The sequence below is a fragment of the Chloroherpetonaceae bacterium genome, from assembly GCA_025056565.1.
Classification (GTDB): Bacteria; Bacteroidota; Chlorobiia; order Chlorobiales; family Thermochlorobacteraceae; genus Thermochlorobacter.
On sequence record JANWWA010000009.1, the window covers coordinates 18,154 to 36,315 of the forward strand.

17 protein-coding genes are annotated in these 18,162 nt (G+C 49.1%); 7 read left to right on the forward strand and 10 right to left on the reverse strand.

Features of this window, described 5'->3' with window-relative positions; genetic code table 11:
• Positions 1 to 170: 170 nt before the first annotated feature.
• The gene (locus NZM05_08045; protein MCS7013562.1) at positions 171 to 1,871 is read left to right on the forward strand and encodes a diguanylate cyclase; all 1,701 of its coding nucleotides are present in this window, start codon (positions 171 to 173) and stop codon (positions 1,869 to 1,871) included.
• A gap of 70 nt (positions 1,872 to 1,941) precedes the next feature.
• Here NZM05_08045 and NZM05_08050 read toward each other — a convergent pair whose 3' ends face one another.
• Positions 1,942 to 3,039 carry a Xaa-Pro peptidase family protein gene (locus NZM05_08050; protein MCS7013563.1) on the reverse strand — a complete coding sequence of 366 codons (1,098 nt, stop codon included), beginning with the start codon at positions 3,037 to 3,039 and terminating at the stop codon, positions 1,942 to 1,944.
• A complete protein-coding gene (locus tag NZM05_08055) occupies positions 3,032 to 3,391 on the reverse strand; it encodes a hypothetical protein (GenBank protein MCS7013564.1) in 360 nt (119 codons plus the stop codon). The genes NZM05_08050 and NZM05_08055 overlap by 8 nt, the downstream gene beginning before the upstream one ends.
• 171 nt (positions 3,392 to 3,562) lie before the next feature.
• Here NZM05_08055 and NZM05_08060 point away from each other — a divergent pair, with 171 nt between their 5' ends.
• The gene (locus tag NZM05_08060) at positions 3,563 to 4,318 is read left to right on the forward strand and encodes a DUF169 domain-containing protein (GenBank protein ID MCS7013565.1); all 756 of its coding nucleotides are present in this window, start codon (positions 3,563 to 3,565) and stop codon (positions 4,316 to 4,318) included.
• Positions 4,319 to 4,424: 106 nt separating this feature from the next.
• Here the strand turns inward: NZM05_08060 and NZM05_08065 are convergent, their stop codons facing one another.
• From NZM05_08065 to xerC, 5 genes are all read right to left on the reverse strand, one after another.
• Positions 4,425 to 5,264 carry a TIGR00730 family Rossman fold protein gene (locus NZM05_08065; protein ID MCS7013566.1) on the reverse strand — a complete coding sequence of 280 codons (840 nt, stop codon included), beginning with the start codon at positions 5,262 to 5,264 and terminating at the stop codon, positions 4,425 to 4,427.
• Position 5,265: 1 nt separating this feature from the next.
• Positions 5,266 to 5,922 (reverse strand): ABC transporter ATP-binding protein, encoded by a 657-nt coding sequence (locus NZM05_08070; protein MCS7013567.1) that lies wholly within the window; start codon positions 5,920 to 5,922, stop codon positions 5,266 to 5,268.
• 190 nt (positions 5,923 to 6,112) lie between these two features.
• Positions 6,113 to 7,141: an HPr(Ser) kinase/phosphatase gene (gene hprK, locus NZM05_08075; protein ID MCS7013568.1), complete on the reverse strand. Its 1,029-nt coding sequence runs from the start codon at positions 7,139 to 7,141 to the stop codon at positions 6,113 to 6,115.
• Between the two features lie 58 nt (positions 7,142 to 7,199).
• The gene (gene raiA, locus NZM05_08080; protein ID MCS7013569.1) at positions 7,200 to 7,547 is read right to left on the reverse strand and encodes a ribosome-associated translation inhibitor RaiA; all 348 of its coding nucleotides are present in this window, start codon (positions 7,545 to 7,547) and stop codon (positions 7,200 to 7,202) included.
• Between the two features lie 95 nt (positions 7,548 to 7,642).
• A complete protein-coding gene (xerC, locus tag NZM05_08085) occupies positions 7,643 to 8,569 on the reverse strand; it encodes a tyrosine recombinase XerC (GenBank protein ID MCS7013570.1) in 927 nt (308 codons plus the stop codon).
• A gap of 239 nt (positions 8,570 to 8,808) precedes the next feature.
• Between xerC and rfaD the strand changes: the two genes are divergently transcribed.
• From rfaD to NZM05_08100, 3 genes are read left to right on the forward strand one after another with little or no spacing between them, the layout of a single operon-like run.
• Entirely contained in the window at positions 8,809 to 9,789 is a 981-nt protein-coding gene (gene rfaD / locus NZM05_08090; protein MCS7013571.1) for an ADP-glyceromanno-heptose 6-epimerase, read from the forward strand.
• A complete protein-coding gene (locus NZM05_08095; GenBank protein MCS7013572.1) occupies positions 9,790 to 10,458 on the forward strand; it encodes a hypothetical protein in 669 nt (222 codons plus the stop codon). It abuts the gene before it with no gap.
• A 51-nt stretch (positions 10,459 to 10,509) separates the two neighbouring features.
• Positions 10,510 to 11,496 (forward strand): PhoH family protein, encoded by a 987-nt coding sequence (locus NZM05_08100; GenBank protein ID MCS7013573.1) that lies wholly within the window; start codon positions 10,510 to 10,512, stop codon positions 11,494 to 11,496.
• A gap of 19 nt (positions 11,497 to 11,515) precedes the next feature.
• Here NZM05_08100 and NZM05_08105 read toward each other — a convergent pair whose 3' ends face one another.
• Together NZM05_08105 and ruvB are read right to left on the reverse strand one after the other, a co-directional pair.
• Complete coding sequence (locus tag NZM05_08105; protein ID MCS7013574.1) at positions 11,516 to 12,331, reverse strand: M48 family metallopeptidase; 816 nt, start codon at positions 12,329 to 12,331, stop codon at positions 11,516 to 11,518.
• Between the two features lie 70 nt (positions 12,332 to 12,401).
• Positions 12,402 to 13,427: a Holliday junction branch migration DNA helicase RuvB gene (ruvB, locus tag NZM05_08110; protein MCS7013575.1), complete on the reverse strand. Its 1,026-nt coding sequence runs from the start codon at positions 13,425 to 13,427 to the stop codon at positions 12,402 to 12,404.
• Positions 13,428 to 13,656: 229 nt separating this feature from the next.
• Between ruvB and NZM05_08115 the strand changes: the two genes are divergently transcribed.
• On the forward strand, positions 13,657 to 15,936 hold the full coding sequence (locus tag NZM05_08115; protein ID MCS7013576.1) for an aconitate hydratase: 2,280 nt from the start codon (positions 13,657 to 13,659) through the stop codon (positions 15,934 to 15,936).
• A 179-nt stretch (positions 15,937 to 16,115) separates the two neighbouring features.
• Positions 16,116 to 17,606 carry a CHASE3 domain-containing protein gene (locus tag NZM05_08120; GenBank protein ID MCS7013577.1) on the forward strand — a complete coding sequence of 497 codons (1,491 nt, stop codon included), beginning with the start codon at positions 16,116 to 16,118 and terminating at the stop codon, positions 17,604 to 17,606.
• Here the strand turns inward: NZM05_08120 and NZM05_08125 are convergent.
• The gene (locus NZM05_08125; GenBank protein MCS7013578.1) at positions 17,583 to 18,161 is read right to left on the reverse strand and encodes a rhomboid family intramembrane serine protease; all 579 of its coding nucleotides are present in this window, start codon (positions 18,159 to 18,161) and stop codon (positions 17,583 to 17,585) included. The genes NZM05_08120 and NZM05_08125 overlap by 24 nt on opposite strands.
• Between the last annotated feature and the right edge of the window lies 1 nt (position 18,162).

The window sequence follows — 18,162 nt, forward strand, 5'->3', positions numbered from 1 at the left end:
AAACACAAAGTTAGGTTGAAGGCGGGAAATATCGGTGTTGCGACTGATAAGCGTGCTAAACTAAGCAATGATGAAGTCTTCGTATTTTTCACCGCAGCTGGCTCAAAAAACCTCAGCGGCAAAAGCCTTCGAAAAGCAACTTTTGGCGTATTTTTTCTCTGCAGAAAACGATGCAAAAGTTTTTGGACATAGAAGAGCGGCTGAGTGTCGTGCCAGAAAGTGCAGAAAAAGCAGACTTGCTCAATGAATACGCTTGGGAAATCAAGGATATTAATCCGCAGCGTGGCATTGAGCTGAGCAATGCTGCGCATGCGCTGGCAAAGAAATTTGGCTATGAGCGCGGTGCTGTAGATAGCCTCTATCATCGAGCCGTTTGCAAGTATTTGCTCTCCGACTATGAAGAAGCGCTGACCGAACTGTTTTATGTGCTCTCTGCGTACCAGAATTTAGGCGATAAGCTGAAACAAGGGCGAGTGCTAAACTGGATTGGCAACATCTACTATCGGCTTGGCGACTACCCCGCAGCGATCAACTACTACCTCAAAAGCCTCAAACTCAAGGAAGAAACAGGCGACCGATTAGGTGAGGCGTATTCGCTAAACGACTTGGGCTGCGTCTATGAACGGCTTAATGATACTCCCAAAGCATTCGCTTACTTCTCCAAAAGCCTTGCGCTCAAAGAAGAATTAGGAAATTTGCAAGGTCAAGCCTATACGCTCAATGAGCTAGGTGATGCATATCAACGCATTGGCGACTATCGGCGAGCACTCTACTACTACCATAGGTCGTTAGAGATTCGCCAACAAATCGGTGACAAACGCGGGCAAGGCGTAACGCTAGCTAACATTGGCTCACTGTATCAACACCAGAACGATTTTTCGCAAGCAGAACGCTATTACCTGCAGAGCCTCGAGATTTCAAGGCAAGTGGGGCATAAATACGGAGAGACTTCCACACTGGTCAGATTGGGGTCGCTGTTTTGTGCAGAGCAAAAGCCTGAGCGCGCCTTGCTGTATCTATTACCAGCCTTGTCACTGGCTGAGGACATCAAGTCCAAAGAGTGGATTTACAAAGCACATGAAGCTCTTGCTACTGCATATGAGCAAGCGGGTAACCTTGAAAAGGCACTGATGCACTTCAAGAAATTTCATTACTTGAAAGAAGAAGTCTTCAGCCGAGAGGCAGCTCAAAAGCTGCGTGGACTGTCGATTCAATACGACGCAGAAAAATCACAGCGGGAAGCAGAAATTTATCGCTTGAAAAATGTCGAGCTAGCCAAAGTCAATGAAGAACTGCAAAAACTAACCGAATCACTAAGAGAAGCAAATGCGCAAAAGACACTGCTGCTTTTGCAAGTGCAAGAGCAAGCCAAAGCCTTGGAGCGACAAGCCCGTGAAGATGGGCTAACGAAGTTGCTCAACCGTCGTTACTTAGATATTGAGCTAGCGCAGGAATTTGACCGTGCACGTCGCTACGGTCGCCCACTGAGCGTAGCAATGGCGGATATTGATTTTTTCAAGCAAGTCAATGACCGCTTCTCGCATCAAATTGGTGATGAGGTGCTAAGGGAACTGGCACAACTGCTACGCCGTGAGTCGCGTAGCAACGACCTAATCGGACGATACGGCGGAGAAGAATTCATTATCGTAATGCCTGAGACGCCGCTCCTGAAAGCAGTGGCAGCCTGCGAGAAGTTACGCTTGCTGGTGCAGAATCACAATTGGGCCCAAATTCACCCCGACCTATCCATCACCGTGAGCATTGGTGTCGTAGAAGCAAAAGACTACCCAAACGTCGACAAGCTGCTGAGCGCCGTAGATGCAAAACTCTACGAGGCCAAACGAACTGGACGCAATAAAGTCTGCTCATAGCACTAAAAAAATTCTTTGAGCGCACTGCATTCAGCCGACTTGGGCAAACTAACAGGTTCGGTTTGGAGCGCTACAGCTCAATAAGATGTTTCGGAGCACGAGGCAGCGGCAATGCACCTTCATCGGTCAAATAGACCATATCTTCAATGCGCACACCAAATTGATGCGGCACATAGACGCCGGGTTCAATCGTAAAAACTGCCCCTTTAGGCAAGCGCATCTCTGACTTGCGACCAATCGTGGGCACTTCGTGCACCTGCATGCCAATGCTATGACCAAGCGAGTGTGAAAATGCTTCTCCGTAGCCGCGCTCGGAAAGAAACTGGCGAACAATTGCGTCTAACTCTTTTGCCTGCATACCAACTCTGGCAGAGTGAATGCCTAACAGGTGTGCCTCGAGCACAGTGTGATAAGCTCTGCGTGCCTCAGCAGAAATTTTGCCAACTGCTACAGTGCGAGTTTGGTCAGAGCAGTAGCCGTCCACCACACAGCCCATATCAATCACAACCAATGAATGATTTTCAATGAAGTGATGACTGGCGCGGGCATGGGGTAAAGCAGCACGAGACCCAGAGGCGACAATCGGCTCGAAGGCGTCTCGTTCTGCCCCGAATTTTTTGTTCCAGTATGAAATCTCTGCCGCAATGTCGCGCTCTGTAACCTTTGGGGAAATAATCTCTAAGAGTTTCTCAAAAACTTTGTCCGTAATCGCAACCGCTGCTTTTATCTTTTCCAGCTCATCACTGCTTTTGACAGCAAGCAGCTCATCGAACACGCCAGAATGCGGCACAAACGTCAGATGGGGTAGTTCCGTGCACAACTTTTCTACGGTTGCAAATGGGAGTTTATCAGCCTGAAATCCAACGCGGCCACTGACAGGATACTTCCCTGACTTCAATTCTTCCAGCACGCCATCTGGCGTAATGACTGGCTCCGCATTTTTGACTTCAATTTTCACTTGCTCGGCATATCGTCCATCAGTAAAAAGCCACGCTGATTCGTCTGTGAGCAGAACCGTTGCATTCGAGCCACGAAATCCAGTGAGCCAAGCAATGTTAGAGAGGTCAGTGAGTAGCCACGCATCTAAGTCAAATTGCCGAAGTTTTTGACGCAAGGCATCAAGCTTAGCAGTATAAGTCTGAACAGCCGTATCAAGAGTCTCAATCATTGTGGATAGGTTCAGTTGGTTCAGTTGGCGAAGATGTGGCAACAATAGGCACCACGCGCACAAACCCAGTCTGCGATTTTAAGGTTGCAATGCCAGATTGCTCTTCTTGCTTCTTTAGTGCTGAAAGCTGTTCCTTTAGCGCTTCCACAGCAGCCGAGTGAGTGTAAGTGCGTCGGTAGTGCAGCTCGAACTTGAAGCCATCGAGCACAACTGGCTCACCATTTGTCCGTTTCTCCTCATCAACAATATCGAACACAGCAGGCTTCAGCTTCTCAAGCTCCTCCTCTAATTCTGAAAGCTGAGCACGGAGCGAAAGGTATCGTCGCAAAAGTACTTCGTCGTCTTTGGTCATTTGAAATGCTCTAAAAATCTGTCAAAAGCACTAACTTTCAAAGCGGCGTGATGCTCCTTGTAAACCGTCTGCTCTTTGGAGCAAAGATAGGATAAGGCAAATTTGCACTGCATAGCTTGTCCGAACAAGGAGCGCACAAGAGAAAACATTTCCTTAGAAAAAGGAGTAACGATGTCAAGTACTTCCCAAGTTTCCCTAAGTGAGGCGCTTTTGCGACAGCGAGAGCTGGCTCAAAAAATCCGAGACTTTACGGGCATTATGCGCGATTTTGTGGCGCTCAAATTCTGCCCAACCCTTGCCGATGTTCCCGAAGGCATTCAGCCTTACAGAGGCAAGGGTATCTACTGCGGAATGTGGAAAGAGGTCTCAAACTACGATGCACCCTTCTACACAGTGCCCAGCGACCACATCTGTGCAGGAGGCGTCAGTTACACAGGGATGGGGCAACAAGCCCTTTCGCCGAAGATGGAAGAGATTGGCTGGGCAATGCTGGTCGGTGAAGGCAAAATTTACTACTCACGTGAATCTGCCATAAAGTGCCAAGAAAGTGTGCCTCATAGCTTCAAGAAAGCCAAATACTTTGAAGCCACTGTAATGGGACGCTTAGAGCAAGTGCCTGAACCAGATGTCGTGCTCTTTTTCTGCAATGCACGCCAGCTGGAGTGGCTCTGCCATGCCTACAGCTTCGAGTCGGGGGAATTGGTGCAAGGATTAGCGGGGCTGTCGCTGTGCGCATTAGTTGTGCCACACCCTTATCTGGCAAAAAAGCCAATCTTTTCGCCCGGCGACCTCTCAGGACGAGAGCTGGCAAGAATGAGCGAGGGCGAAATGTGCATTGCGTTTCCCTTCGCAGATCTGCCAATGGTAGCAAATAACTTATACCGCATCAAGAAGTATGAAGATTTGCCGAAATCGCTTTTGCGATGAAATAGACGTTACTCGTTCTGCTGAGGCTCAATCTCCATGAGGTGACTTGATAGATTCTCTAACAAGAGGGGCATGTCGGCAAGGCAAAGCTTTACCCTACAGCAAGCTAAAAGTTGGGGGCAAAGTCATATTCTTTGTAGAAGTCCAGAATAATCTGCAAGGCTTCTTCGGGCGTGTCAACCAGTTGCATAAACTTCAGGTCTTCAGCCGTGATGTAGTGATATTTTTTCAGCATCACGTTTTTTATCCAGTCTAAAAGTCCGCTCCAAAACTCTGAGCCAATTAGCACAACAGGGAAAGCTGCCGTTTTCTTGGTTTGCATGAGAGTAATCGCTTCGGAGAGTTCGTCAAGCGTGCCATATCCACCAGGCATTACAATGAAAGCTTGCGAATACTTGACGAACATCATTTTGCGCACGAAGAAGTAGTTGAAGGTTAAGAGCTTATCTGGGTCAATGTAGTCGTTTGGCTTTTGTTCATGAGGCAGCTCAATGTTAAAGCCGATTGAGGCGCCGCCGGCTTTTTTAGCCCCTTTGTTGGCCGCTTCCATGATGCCAGGTCCGCCGCCTGAGATAACGCCTAAGCCATTTTGCGCTAAAAGCTCTGCCATTCGCTCTGCCATTTTGTAATACTTATCGTTGGGCTTAACACGTGCAGAACCAAAAATGGTAACGGCAGGACCTAGTTCAGACATTTTCTCAAAACCTGCTACAAACTCCGACATAATGCGAAACACACGCCAGCCTTCATGGCTCAAAGCAATCCATGCACGGAGTTTTTCATCGCTAAGTGCTTGTGTGGCGCTCCATGTTACTTTACCAGCATGTTTCTCTAAACCGTTACGCGGCTTACCGTCTATGTTCAGGGTGAAGGAGGGTGTGTTTTGCTTGGTGCTTGTAGATTTTGAGGGCTTCTTTGCGGGCTTTTTCAGTGATTGCTTAGCCATTTTATATGCGATTAATGGTTTTAAGTTCAAGGGCACGAGGCAGGCGCGCAGCCACATCGCGCTCGTGGGTAACCAGTATCAAAATGCGGTTTTCGCGGGACGAGAGGTCTAAAAGCAGGTTTAGCACCGCATTTGCATTTTGTTCGTCAAGGTTAGCAGTGGGTTCGTCGGCTAAAATGATGCGAGGTTCATTGGCAATTGCCCGTGCAATCGCCACACGCTGCTGCTCACCAACGGATAGCTCACGTGGCTTCTTATGATACTTGCCATCTAACCCAACCTGCTGCAGCAGCTCCTCTGCGCGCGCTTTGGGCTTTTCTACTTTGCTGGCAAAGCTCATCGCTAAAAGCACATTTTCCAGCGCTGAAAGGCTCTGAATCAAGTTGAAAGTCTGGAACACATAGCCAATGTTTTCAGCCCGAAAAAGGTCACGCTTGGCTTCAGAGAGTTTCGTAATATCAGTACCATTGATGTCAATCGTACCAGCCGTCGGCGTCAGAATTCCTGCAATCAAATTGAGCAAGGTAGATTTGCCGCTCCCAGAACGGCCGACTAACGCCAAATGCTCGCCATCATTGATGACAAAACTTGGCACACGCAATGTAGGCAAACTGCTTGATGGATACTGATGCACAACTTCTGAAAGCGTAATTGGCATAGTTGAAGCTTTGTAACTATGGCATTCTGACCTGTATTGCGATGAAGTCGTAGCCGCATTGAAGCCAGCTTTCACTGGCTCTCTTCCCAAAAGAAGCACAAAATTACGGTGTTGCCAAAAATCAGGGTTAAGGAAACTGTGCAATCAGCAAAGCGTCTAACGATGTGCGACGGGCGCAAAGCTGAGTGGCTCATTCAAAGTCGTGTTCAAAATACTCAACGGAGCGCTCTGCGCCATTCCGACGGGACCTGCTGCTTTGTGCAGCAATTTTTTCCGTGAGTCGCTGCTCGAACGCCTTTGCTGCGTCGTAGCCATAGTGCTTGAGTAGGTAGTTTAAAGCAATAACTTCAGCGATGACCGTGATGTTTTTACCCGGATAAATTGGCAATTGAACATGCTGCACATTGACGCCCAAGATGTTAACATATTTTGGCTCTAAGCCTGTGCGGTCATATTCACGGTCGGCAGCCCACTCGAAGAGCTCGACAACCACCTCGAGCCGTTTCTGATAGCGAATAGCGCGCACGCCAAACATAGCCTGCACATCAATAATGCCAAGCCCGCGAATTTCCATAAAATGACCGACCAGATTGGTGCTCGAGCCAATCAAAACCGATTCGCCTTTGCGAGTCAGCACGACGGCATCATCGGCCACAAGACGATGACCACGCTCTACCAAATCCAGCGCCACTTCTGATTTACCAATACCGCTGCGCCCGACCAGAAGCATACCAATGCCATAAACATCTACCATCGAACCGTGATAGGTCTGATGCGGGGCAAACTGGTCATCCAGAAAGTCCGTGACGAGGTAGATAAATTTCGTAGTTGGAATAGATGTCCGAAAAACAGGGATGCCAGCTTGTGTGGCAATGTCAAGCAAGGTTTTGTCTAGTTTATTGTTGTCGGTCAGGCAAATGCAAGGCATTTTGAACTTGGTGATGTTCTCAAATGCCTCACGGCGCTTTTCAGGTGAAAGATGATTGAGAAAGCGGGTTTCAGTATTGCCAAAAATCTGCACGCGCTTGTAGGTAAAGAGGTTGGTAAAGCCTGCCAAAGCCAACCCAGGACGATGAATGTCGCGCTCGACCACTTTACGCTTTGACATATCTACATCGTTCAAGCGCTCGAGCGCCACACCCATTTTCAAACTAATCTGCGTGTAAAACTCGGCGACCGTGATTGAGTTTTTCTTCAAAGGCTTCTTGTTGAACTCCATTGCCAACAAACACACTTAAAAGGTTAAGGCGGGCAAAAATCGCCCGCCTTGATAACTTTTATAGATGACGAACTTTTTCCTTGTGCTTCTGAAGCTGACGGCAGATGTGATCTACGCAACTGTCAATAGCTTTCTGATAGCTCTCAGCTGCTTCTCTGGCAACAAAGGTATGATGATGCACATGAGCGGTAATTTCGGCCACCTTATTATGGACATAGTCATTTTTCTGGTGGTCCAGAATAATGTGGCAATCTGTAACACCATTGAAATACTTCTGAAAATCTTGCACAGCAGCACGAGCATACTGCTCAACAGCTCGATTTCTTCTTGACGAGTGACGCAGCGTAAACTGCACACGCATCTCATTGCGAGACGGCGCTTTCCCATTCAGTTGAGCGGTCCTCATATTTTTTCTCCTTTTATCGTTGTTTAGAGAAGACTGTGCCAGAGTGAAGACCTCTGGGCTTTCACATTTTCGGACGCTGTGCGTGCCGAAAAACTCTATGCTTTTGGGTGAGACTGCTGGTAGACCTCCTTCAATCGTTCAAAGGTGATGTGTGTATAAATTTCCGTTGTGGCAAGGCTGCTATGCCCTAACATTTCGCTAACGCTGCGCAGGTCAGCGCCGTTATTGAGCAGGTGAGTAGCAAAAGTATGGCGCAACACGTGTGGGCTTTTCTGCTTCATTTCTGTAACCCTCCCCAGATGTTTTTTCACGAGTCGTTGCACCAACATCGGGTAGATACGTTCGGCCTTTGCCGTCAGAAACACGGCTGGCGTGTGCCGTGCTTCTACAAAGACGTTAAGCAAGTTCTCTCGGACTTCAAAGTATTTTTTTAGCGCTGCTTTTGCTAAATTGCCAAACGGCACAATGCGATGCTTTCTACCCTTCCCAAGCACTTTCAAGAAGCCATTCTCCATATCTATATCTTCGATATTGAGCGCAATAAGTTCCGACAGGCGAAGTCCAGAGCCATAGAGCAGTTCCAAAATTGCTCGGTCGCGCCGAGTCTCAAAACTGTCAGGGTCAAGCTGAGCAAATTCGTCGTCAAGGAGTTGGCGCATCTGCTCAGGGGTAAGAAAGGCAGGCAAACGCTTTTCCGTCTTCGGTGTTTTCACAAGCGCAGCGGGCGACGCAAGGAGGTATTTTGCATCTACACAATACTTGAAAAAACTCTTCACCGCTGCCAACTTGCGTGCGATAGTGCGGGCTTGCATCTTCTGTGCCAGAAGTTCTCCCAACCAGAGCCGAATCGTCAGCGCATCGACATTGCGGAGATTGAGGCGGTCAGTTGAGGGTTGCTCCAGATGCTTGGTAAGAAAGTCAAAAAACTGTTCAAGATCAGTTTGGTAGGCGATAACCGTGTGGCGTGAGTAGCGCCGCTCCACATCAAGGAAACGCAGGTATTGTTCAAGCCAAGCGTGCATACTGAGGCAATGCTCTGGTTGCAAGAGGCACACCCAGAAGTTTAAGCCAAGTGCAGCTTTTTTTCAAGAGCACATCAGAGAAGCAGCGTGAGGCACGCTGCAGGCAATTCAGGATACAGAGCGCCTTGAACAAGCACTTCTGCAGCACGAAGGCTGCACCGTCCAGCGAAAGTTTTTTCTCAAAAGCCTGTGAAGTATTTTTGGGCGGCAAACAACTCTCAAATGCACTGGCACAAATAATGATTCTTATCACAGGAGGCGCCGGCTTCATTGGTAGCGCAATGGTCTGGAAACTCAACCAAGTGGGCTACACCGACATCATCATTGCTGATGAACTGGGCAACTCCGAAAAGTGGAAAAACTTGGTTGGGCTACGCTTTGCCGACTACCTACACAAAGACGATTGCTTGCAGAAAATCCTCTCGGAAAAATTTCCCCGCCTTGATGCAATCATTCACATGGGCGCAATTAGCAGCACCACAGAGCGCAATATGGATTTGCTGATGCGCAACAACTATGAATACACCAAAGACCTTGCTGTGTTTGCGGCACAGCGCTCCATTCGGTTTATCTATGCTTCCAGCGCTGCAACCTATGGTGATGGCTCACAAGGCTACGATGATGATGAATCCAAACTCCACACATTGATGCCGCTCAATGGGTATGGATACTCTAAGCATCTTTTTGACCTTTGGGCACAGCGCAAAAATCTGCTAAACAAAATTGTAGGGCTGAAATTTTTCAATGTCTTTGGCGCAAACGAATATCACAAGGAGGAGATGGCAAGCGTGGTGTTCAAAGCGTATCAGCAGATTTTGCAAACTGGTACGGTGCGGCTCTTTAAGTCGCATCACCCCAAGTTTGCCGATGGAGAGCAGATGCGTGATTTTGTCTATGTCAAAGATTGCGTTGAGGTGATGTTCTGGCTACTTCAGAATCCGAATGTAAATGGCATTTTCAACTTGGGCACGGGCAAAGCCCGCACATTCAAAGATTTGGTGGCAGCAACCTTTGCGGCAATGGAGCGCCCTGTCAGCATTGAGTATATTCCGATGCCAGAAGCATTGCAAGGAAAATATCAATACTTCACCGAGGCGCGTATGCAAAAGCTCTATGCTGCAGGTTGCCCCGTGCGCTTCAAGTCATTAGAAGAGAGTGTAACGGATTATGTGCGCCAGCATCTGATGAAACCAATTCCGTATCTGCGAGCAACAGACTGAATGAAACCCACCGTGGTCATGCATCTTCGCGCCATAGACTTGAATGACGCGCTAACCTTTAATCGGCTGAAAGGGGATATCAAGAAAGCCATCTCAACGGCAAACTTGATTTTAGTGCACAGCAATAGCACCAACCACGCTAATACTACAAGTTCAATTGGCGCACTGAGGACACTTAACAAAACTTTTGCAGCAAAACTCTCAGAGGAACTCGTGCCAGCACTGGCGCTGGCTGCTCATCACTTGGGACTAATTGTGCCACAAGCTGAAGCGAGTAACCTCTTGCACACAAATTGGCGGGTGAGAGGTGAGCGGTTGCAAGAGTTGTTGTCACAAGGCAGTGTGCCCGTATTTGCCCCGATTGTGAAAGAGAAAAGTCAGACTGAGGTTGTAGTGCAAAGTGAATGGCTTGCTGCCTATCTTGCGGCGGCAATCCAAGCCGATTTGCTTATTTTTCTGATTGAAACGAAGGGAATTATTGAGGCAGGCAAGACCGTTGAGCAACTGACTATGCACGAGGCAACTGGTTCTTCAAGACTGGAAGTGCAGTGCGCAGGTCGAAGTGTAGCGCTAGGGACAAAACGCGCTGTCGTAACCGACATAGGTGGAATGGAAAAGGTGGTGCTGCAACATCAGTTTGCACCAACGGAGATTTTAAGAAACCAATAAAAAGGAGCAGGCACTATCGAGAAGAAATTTTCCCTCAAAGGCATTGAGCCGATGTTAGTCCTTGGGGCGCAAGATGCCTACTTGCGCCGAATCGAGGAGCAATTCCCCGATGTGTTTATCATTGCGCGTGGCAACGACATTACCTTGCGTGGCAGCGACTTTGAGGTCAAGCTGGTTGAGAAAATTTTTGCAGAGCTGCTGTTTCTGGTCAATCGCAACGGAGAACTGCACGCCCGTGATGTTGAGGCCGTCATCAAGCTTATTGTGGCAGGAGAGACGGCACCAGCGACTGCCGCACAAGAAGGAGTGGACGATGTGATTGTCGTAACACGCACCGACGCTGTTCGAGCCCGCACGCCCGGGCAGCGTCGAATGGTGGCAGAAGCCAAACGCAACGATATTGTCTTTGCAATCGGCCCAGCTGGCACAGGCAAAACCTACACAGCGGTCGCCATTGCCGTTGCTGCGCTAAAGGCAAAGCAAGTGCAGCGCATTGTGCTAGCACGTCCTGCCGTAGAAGCAGGCGAAAGTCTGGGGTTTTTGCCCGGCGATTTGCAGCAAAAAATTGACCCCTATCTACGCCCACTCTATGATGCGCTAAGCGATATGCTCACACCTGAAAAGCTCAAGGAGAATTTAGACAAAAAGGTCATTGAGATTGTGCCACTAGCGTATATGCGCGGTCGCACACTCAATAATGCCTTCATCATTCTGGATGAAGCGCAGAATGCAACCAGTCTGCAGATGAAAATGTGTCTAACACGCTTGGGCACAAACTCTAAAGCAATTATCACAGGCGATATCTCGCAGATTGATTTGCCAAACAAGCGTGATTCGGGTTTAGCAGAAGCACCTAAGCTACTGAGCGGCATTGAGGGTATTTCGTTTGTCTACTTAGACAAAGGCGATGTGGTGCGTCATCGTTTAGTGCGTGATATCATTGACGCCTACGAACGTGGGCGCGCGCAGAAAGAGCAAAGAGACAGCACTGCATCTGAGACACAAACAGCAAATCAACCTGAGGCAACATCGCCCTGAAGCGAAGCGCAGAGACGGTTCAGCGGCGACGGTAGTATTTCAGAGCTTCAGGCAGCGCCGCTTGAATCTCACGAATGCGAGTTTCGTCAGAGGGGTGTGTGCTGAGAAATTCGGGAAGCTTCACCCCACCCTGCGAAGCCATTCGTTTCCAAAACTCGAGCGCTGCCCGTGGGTCGTAGCCCGCCATTGCCATGAAAATCAGACCTAAGCGGTCAGCTTCACTTTCCTGCATACGGCTAAAAGGCAATAGCACACCAATCTGCGCACCTACGCCAAAGGCAACGAGAAAAAGCTGGCGGGTTTCCTTTGGTTTATCTCTCAGAGCAATATCCAATGCCACGCCCCCCAGCTGTGTCAAAAGCCCCTGACTCATTCGCTCGTTGCCATGTTCAGCTATAGCGTGAGCAATCTCATGGCCCATCACAACGGCTAAGCCCTCTTCATCTTTGGTAATGGGCAAAATACCCGTGTAAAAGACCACTTTTCCGCCCGGCAAACACCAAGCATTCACTTCGCTGCTTTCAACCAAGTTGAACTCCCACTCATAGCCTTGCAGCTCTTCAGAAAGTCCCTGTTCAGCAAAGTATTGTTCAACGGCGTTTTGAATGCGTTTGCCGACACGTCGAACCAGCTCCACTTGTTCCTGATTCGTGCTCAGACGCGCTTGCGACAGAAATTCTCCGTACTGCTGATAGCTTAAAGACAGTATAGTTTGGCGAGGAACGAGATTGAGTTGCTGACGCCCTGTAATAGCAACGGTTCGGCAAGCGTGCAAGAGTGTGGCAAAGATGAAAAGTCCAACAGGGAGCCAATTTCGATGTCTTTGAGATTGCATACTTGGCATTGCAGTGTAGTTGTGGAAAGCACTGGAGAAGATTGCACTGCAGGGTGAAGCGAAAGCCACGTTACAATGAGTCAAACAGCCCTGCAGAAGGTTTAGGTTTCTCGAGCTTAAAGCGCTGGTAAGCTAAGTCGGTGGCAATGCGGCCGCGTGGCGTGCGCATCAAGTAGCCTTCCTGAATAAGGTAAGGCTCATAGACTTCCTCCACCGTATCCTGTTCTTCGCCAACGGCGATGGCTAACGTGGAAAGACCCACAGGACCACCAGCATACTTTTCAATGATAGCTAGCAGAATGCGCTTATCCATTTCATCTAAGCCGTATTCGTCAATGTCAAGAGCATCAAGAGTTTGGCGGGCAATGTCAAGTGTGATGGTATCTGAGCCGCTGACCTGCGCAAAGTCGCGTGCACGGCGCAAAAGTCGATTGGCGATGCGTGGCGTGCCACGTGAGCGGCGTGCAATTTCGAAGGCGGCGGCTTGTTCAATTTGCACGCCGAGAATCTTTGCGGAGCGATGAACGATTTTCTCAAGTAAATCGGCAGTGTAGTAGTCCAACCGCGCACTAATGCCAAACCGCGCACGAAGAGGAGCGGTCAGCAAACCAGCACGCGTGGTAGCACCGACTAGCGTGAATTGGGGAATCGCAATTTGCACGCTGCGCGCTGAGGGACCCGAGTCAATCATAATGTCCAACTTGAAGTCTTCCATTGCTGAGTAGAGATACTCTTCCACGACCGGGTTCAAGCGATGAATTTCATCAATGAACAGAATATCGCCTGGGTTAAGGTTAGTGAGCAAGCCAGCAAGGTCTCCGGGCTTATCAAGCACAGGACCTGATGTTGTCTTAATGCTTGCGCCCATTTCATTTGCAATGACATAGGCCAGTGTGGTTTTGCCTAAACCGGGCGGTCCAGAGAGCAAAACGTGGTCTAAGGCTTCTCTGCGAGCACGCGCAGCCGTAATAAACACGCGCAGATTCTCGACGATTTTCTGCTGACCAGTGAAATCTTCAAATCGAATAGGTCTGAGCCGCTCTTCCAGTTGTGCATCAGCTGCAACTTTGTGTGCGTCTAAGTTTTGATTGCGCATAGCCAAGTGTATTGCGTTATGCAGTAAGTTAGCAAATCTCCGTTGCGCGGTGGTGCAGTAAGCCGCGCATCAGCCACACCGTTGAATGCGGCGCAACTTACCAAATTCGTTCATTTCGCCTGCATAGATGTGCGCAGCGTTTTTTCCAAAACCGCTTTTTTACGCTTAAATTTCGCCTATTCAGAGCAGTAATACCTGCCATGTTCAATCAACCTAAGGGAGTATCACAATGGCTTTCGATATTGAGATGATTCGCGACAAGTATCGCGAGATTCCTGAGCGTGTGGCAGCCGCTCGCCGTGTTCTGAAACGCCCACTGACCTTGATTGAAAAAATTCTGTACAGCCACTTAGCGCAAGGCAATGCAACCGTAGAATATGAACGAGGCAAGTCATATGTGGAGTTTATGCCAGACCGCGTGGCTATGCAAGATGCGACCGCCCAGATGGCGATGCTGCAATTTGCCCAAGCTGGAATTCCCAGAGTAGCAGTGCCCACAACCATTCATTGCGACCACTTGATTGTCGCCAAGTCTGGCTCAGCGAAAGATTTAGCCGAAGCGTTGCAAGCCAACAAGGAAGTCTATGACTTTCTGGCATCGGCAGCGCAGAAATATGGCATTGGCTTCTGGAAGCCGGGTGCTGGCATTATTCATCAAGTCATTCTGGAAAATTATGCGTTTCCGGGTGGAATGATGATTGGTGCGGACTCGCACACCGTCAATGCAGGAGGCTTGGGAATGATTGCAATTGGCGTTGGAGGAGCAGATTGTGTCGACGTGATGGCAGGAATGCCATGGGAGTTGCGCTTTCCGAAGTTTATCGGCGTTAAACTCACAGGCAGACTAAGCGGCTGGACATCGGCGAAGGATGTGATTTTGAAGGTGGCAGGCATTCTCACGGTAAAAGGCGGGACAGGCTACATGCTGGAGTACTTCGGTGAAGGCGCCAAGTCAATTTCCTGCACAGGCAAAGCCACAATTTGCAATATGGGGGCAGAAATCGGTGCGACAACATCGCTATTCGGCTACGATGCAGCGATGAAGCGCTACCTTGAAGCGACAGGGCGCGCCGATGTCGCCGAAGCGGCTGACCAGATTGCCGAGCATCTGACAGGCGACCCTGAAGTGTATGCCGAGCCTGAAAAGTATTTTGACCAAGTTATTGAAATTAATCTCTCGGAGCTGGAGCCGCACATCAATGGTCCATTTACGCCTGACCGAGCCACGCCGCTTTCAAAATTTGCTGAAGAAGTGCGCAAAAACGGTTGGCCCGAAACCCTCTCCGTAGGGCTAATTGGCTCGTGCACCAATTCTTCCTACGAGGACATTACGCGTGCAGCATCGCTGGCGCGTCAAGCGGTAGAAAAGAAGCTCAAAGTAAAGTCAGAATTTACGGTTACGCCCGGCTCTGAGCAGATTCGCTACACAATGGAGCGTGATGGCTTACTAGCTGACTTTGAGAAAATTGGGGGCGTGGTGCTTGCTAATGCCTGTGGGCCATGTATTGGTCAGTGGGCGCGCCATGGTGCAGAAAAGCAGGAAAAGAACTCTATCATCACCTCCTTCAATCGCAATTTCTCAGCGCGAAACGACGGCAACCCCAACACGCATGCTTTTGTCGCCTCACCTGAGATTGTAACGGCGCTGGCGATTGCAGGGAGATTGACGTTCAATCCTATCACCGATACGCTCATCAATGAAGAGGGAGAGCCAGTCAAGCTCGAAGAGCCAAAGGGCTTAGAGCTACCGCCCAGAGGCTTTGCAGTGGAGGACTTGGGCTATGTGCCCCCTGCAGCGGACGGCTCAATAGTGCAAGTAATCGTGGACCCGAAATCCGACCGCTTGCAGCTCTTAGAGCCATTTCCTGCTTGGGAAGGCACAGACCTGAAAGGCTTAAAACTGCTCATTAAAGTCAAAGGCAAATGCACAACCGACCACATTTCAATGGCAGGTCCGTGGCTAAAATATCGCGGACACTTGGATAACATCTCCAACAACTTGCTAATCGGTGCAGTCAATTACTTTAACGACAAAACAGACTGCGTGAAAAATCAGCTGACGGGCGAGTATGAGTCCGTGCCTAAGGTGCAGCGCCAATATAAAGCCAAAGGCATTGGCACTGTAGTTGTAGGCGATGAGAACTACGGCGAAGGGTCGTCACGTGAGCATGCGGCAATGGAGCCGCGCTATTTGGGAGTGCGTGCCATCATCGCTCGCTCTTTTGCGCGGATTCACGAAACCAATCTCAAAAAGCAAGGCATGCTGGCGCTCACCTTCGCTAACAAAGCAGACTACGACAAAATCCAAGAAGATGACACCATCGACATCTTAGGGCTGACCGAATTTGCGCCCAATAAGCCCCTCACGATTGTCTTGCATCACCGTGATGGCACCACCGAGACCATTCTGGCAAACCACAGCTACAACGAAACGCAAATTGAGTGGTTCAAAGCAGGCTCTGCACTAAACTTAATGAAGCAGCGCTTACAGCAGCAGCAAGAAGCCTGAAGCGAAAGAGCCGCTGCACCAAAGCGGCTCTTTTCATAGTTGCTTCAAGGCAGTGGCACAATCTCCTGATTCTACTGCATTGTGTGCGTTGTGTTTGGCGATGAGTGGACTGTTGCTTTCACCGTTCAGCAGCCTTAACTTCAAGCGTGCAATACTCGTAACTTCTGACCCCATTTGTGATGAAGTGGCTCCAAAAGTTTGAACGTGCTGCAGTAATCCTTTTTGCCTGCTCGCTGGTGGCGTTGGTGCTTGTGCAAGTGTTGTCGTTTCAGAATAGCCAGCAGATTGAGGACTTTTTCCAGCAACAAGTTCGAAGCCGAAACCTGATTTTGAGCTTGGAGCAGTGTCTTTCACTCGTGAAAGATGCAGAGACAGGTCAGCGTGGATACCTGCTAACGGGTAATGAAGCCTACTTGGAGCCATACTACGAATCGCTGCGACTGCTCGATGAAAAAATCTCCTACATTCGGAGTCAGTTGCAAGATGATGCAGAAGCTCGCCCCAAGTTAGATGAGCTGCAAATTTACCTCAGTGAAAAGTTGCAGGAACTGCGAGAGACAATTCAACTGCGGCGCGATAGCAGCTTTGAAGCCGCTGTACGGCTGGTGCTGTCAGATAAAGGCAAGCTGACAATGGACAACTTGCGTCGAGCATTTGCGAAGCTGATTGCGAAGGAGCAAGATGAAATGCAGCGTTATACAGCCGAGACGCAGCGATACAATCAAGTGTCTAAGGCGCTGACACTCCTGAGTGGCGCAGTAGCGATAACCACACTTTGCGTTGCATTCGGTCTCTTCTATGTCAAAAATCGCCAGCTAAATGATGCACAAGCGCAACTCCAGCACCAGAATACACTCTTAGAGCAGCAAAATGCAGCACTGCAAAGGTCAAAACTGCTCGAGGCAGAAATATTTAGCTTTGCAGCGCATGATGTCAAGAACATCATTCAAGTCATTTTGCTCTCTGCACAGGCACTCAAAGCGAAGTTGTCGAGTAACGAGATAGTGCTCCGCCACAGCTCAACAATTGAGCGAGAAGCGCAGCGGGTTGTTGACCTCATCAACGAACTTTTACTAAGCGTGCGGACGGAGGAGCAAACCTCTCTCTCGCTGGAAAAGACGGAGGTAGATGTGGGCAATCTGGTCAAAACAGTCTGCAACACGCTATCCATCAAAGCAGAGAAGAAAAAACAAAGCATCTGTGTAGAAGTAGAGGGCATCAACAAAACGATGGCAGACAAGAGTAGCCTCAAGGTTATCGTTGAAAACCTTGTCAGCAATGCCATCAAATACAGCCCTGAGGGAAAGTCTATCTGGGTGAGTGTGTGGCACGATGTGAAAAATGTCTACCTCAAAGTGCGTGACGAAGGACTGGGCTTTGCACCAGAAGAAAAAGACAAGCTCTTCAAGCGATTTCAGAAACTGTCTGCACGACCGACAGGCGGCGAAATCTCAACAGGGTTGGGACTCTCCATTGCAAAAAAACTGGTGGAGCTACATAATGGTCGCATCTGGGCAGAAAGTCAAGGCAAAGGATTGGGTAGCACATTCGTTGTCGAGCTGCCGCTGCTGCAAGCAAATGACACGAGAGCAACTAAAGCAGTAGTACTCATAAGCGATGAAAAGCCGCAAGAGAGTGAAGCGGAATCAGGTTCTACTTCCGCTAATTGATTGGGTGATAAACTTGCCACTAAAGCCAAACACCGCGCCAGCAATCCCACCCAAAATGTGAGCAAACTGCGAGACATGGTCAGGCTTGAAACTATTGAGAATCTCCTGCCCCAGATAGAGCGCTGCGACGATAAGGAAAGTGAGGGGAATCTCTCCCTCACGAATGTTCGCAAAAGACGCCAAAAGAATGAGCATAAAAACCACCCCACTGGCACCTAAAAGACCTGTCGAGAAAAAGAGCGTGTTGAGCAATCCTGTTACAAAGGCGGTAATAAGAATCTTGACCAGAATCGCCATAGAGCCATATTTCTCTTCCAGCAAAGGGCCGATAAGCAGAATGTAGGAGAAGTTACCGATGAGGTGTGTCCAGTCAATATGACCAATGATGTGAGAAAACAAGCGAAAGTAGGTCAGTGGATTAAGGAACGACATTGCGGGCAAGGCAGTAAAGAAGGCTTGTGTAATGAAGCCCTTTGTGAGGTTACTGGCTAACATCACAGCGGCAGAGATAAGAGTGTATGTAAGAATCACAGGTGCGTTGTAGCGAATCGCCATA

Excerpts from the sequence above, each read along its gene's own strand:
- ruvB (MCS7013575.1), bottom strand. The coding sequence starts at position 13,427 with ATGCGCAATCAAAACTTAGACGCACACAAAGTTGCAGCTGATGCACAA.
- NZM05_08055 (MCS7013564.1), bottom strand. The coding sequence starts at position 3,391 with ATGACCAAAGACGACGAAGTACTTTTGCGACGATACCTTTCGCTCCGT.
- NZM05_08070 (MCS7013567.1), bottom strand. The coding sequence starts at position 5,922 with ATGCCAATTACGCTTTCAGAAGTTGTGCATCAGTATCCATCAAGCAGT.
- NZM05_08115 (MCS7013576.1), top strand. The coding sequence starts at position 13,657 with ATGGCTTTCGATATTGAGATGATTCGCGACAAGTATCGCGAGATTCCT.
- NZM05_08125 (MCS7013578.1), bottom strand. The coding sequence starts at position 18,161 with ATGGCGATTCGCTACAACGCACCTGTGATTCTTACATACACTCTTATC.
- NZM05_08065 (MCS7013566.1), bottom strand. The coding sequence starts at position 5,264 with ATGGCTAAGCAATCACTGAAAAAGCCCGCAAAGAAGCCCTCAAAATCT.
- NZM05_08120 (MCS7013577.1), top strand. The coding sequence starts at position 16,116 with ATGAAGTGGCTCCAAAAGTTTGAACGTGCTGCAGTAATCCTTTTTGCC.
- NZM05_08060 (MCS7013565.1), top strand. The coding sequence starts at position 3,563 with ATGTCAAGTACTTCCCAAGTTTCCCTAAGTGAGGCGCTTTTGCGACAG.
- raiA (MCS7013569.1), bottom strand. The coding sequence starts at position 7,547 with ATGAGGACCGCTCAACTGAATGGGAAAGCGCCGTCTCGCAATGAGATG.
- xerC (MCS7013570.1), bottom strand. The coding sequence starts at position 8,569 with ATGCACGCTTGGCTTGAACAATACCTGCGTTTCCTTGATGTGGAGCGG.
- NZM05_08045 (MCS7013562.1), top strand. The coding sequence starts at position 171 with ATGCAAAAGTTTTTGGACATAGAAGAGCGGCTGAGTGTCGTGCCAGAA.
- NZM05_08050 (MCS7013563.1), bottom strand. The coding sequence starts at position 3,039 with ATGATTGAGACTCTTGATACGGCTGTTCAGACTTATACTGCTAAGCTT.
- rfaD (MCS7013571.1), top strand. The coding sequence starts at position 8,809 with ATGATTCTTATCACAGGAGGCGCCGGCTTCATTGGTAGCGCAATGGTC.
- NZM05_08105 (MCS7013574.1), bottom strand. The coding sequence starts at position 12,331 with ATGCAATCTCAAAGACATCGAAATTGGCTCCCTGTTGGACTTTTCATC.
- NZM05_08095 (MCS7013572.1), top strand. The coding sequence starts at position 9,790 with ATGAAACCCACCGTGGTCATGCATCTTCGCGCCATAGACTTGAATGAC.
- NZM05_08100 (MCS7013573.1), top strand. The coding sequence starts at position 10,510 with ATGTTAGTCCTTGGGGCGCAAGATGCCTACTTGCGCCGAATCGAGGAG.
- hprK (MCS7013568.1), bottom strand. The coding sequence starts at position 7,141 with ATGGAGTTCAACAAGAAGCCTTTGAAGAAAAACTCAATCACGGTCGCC.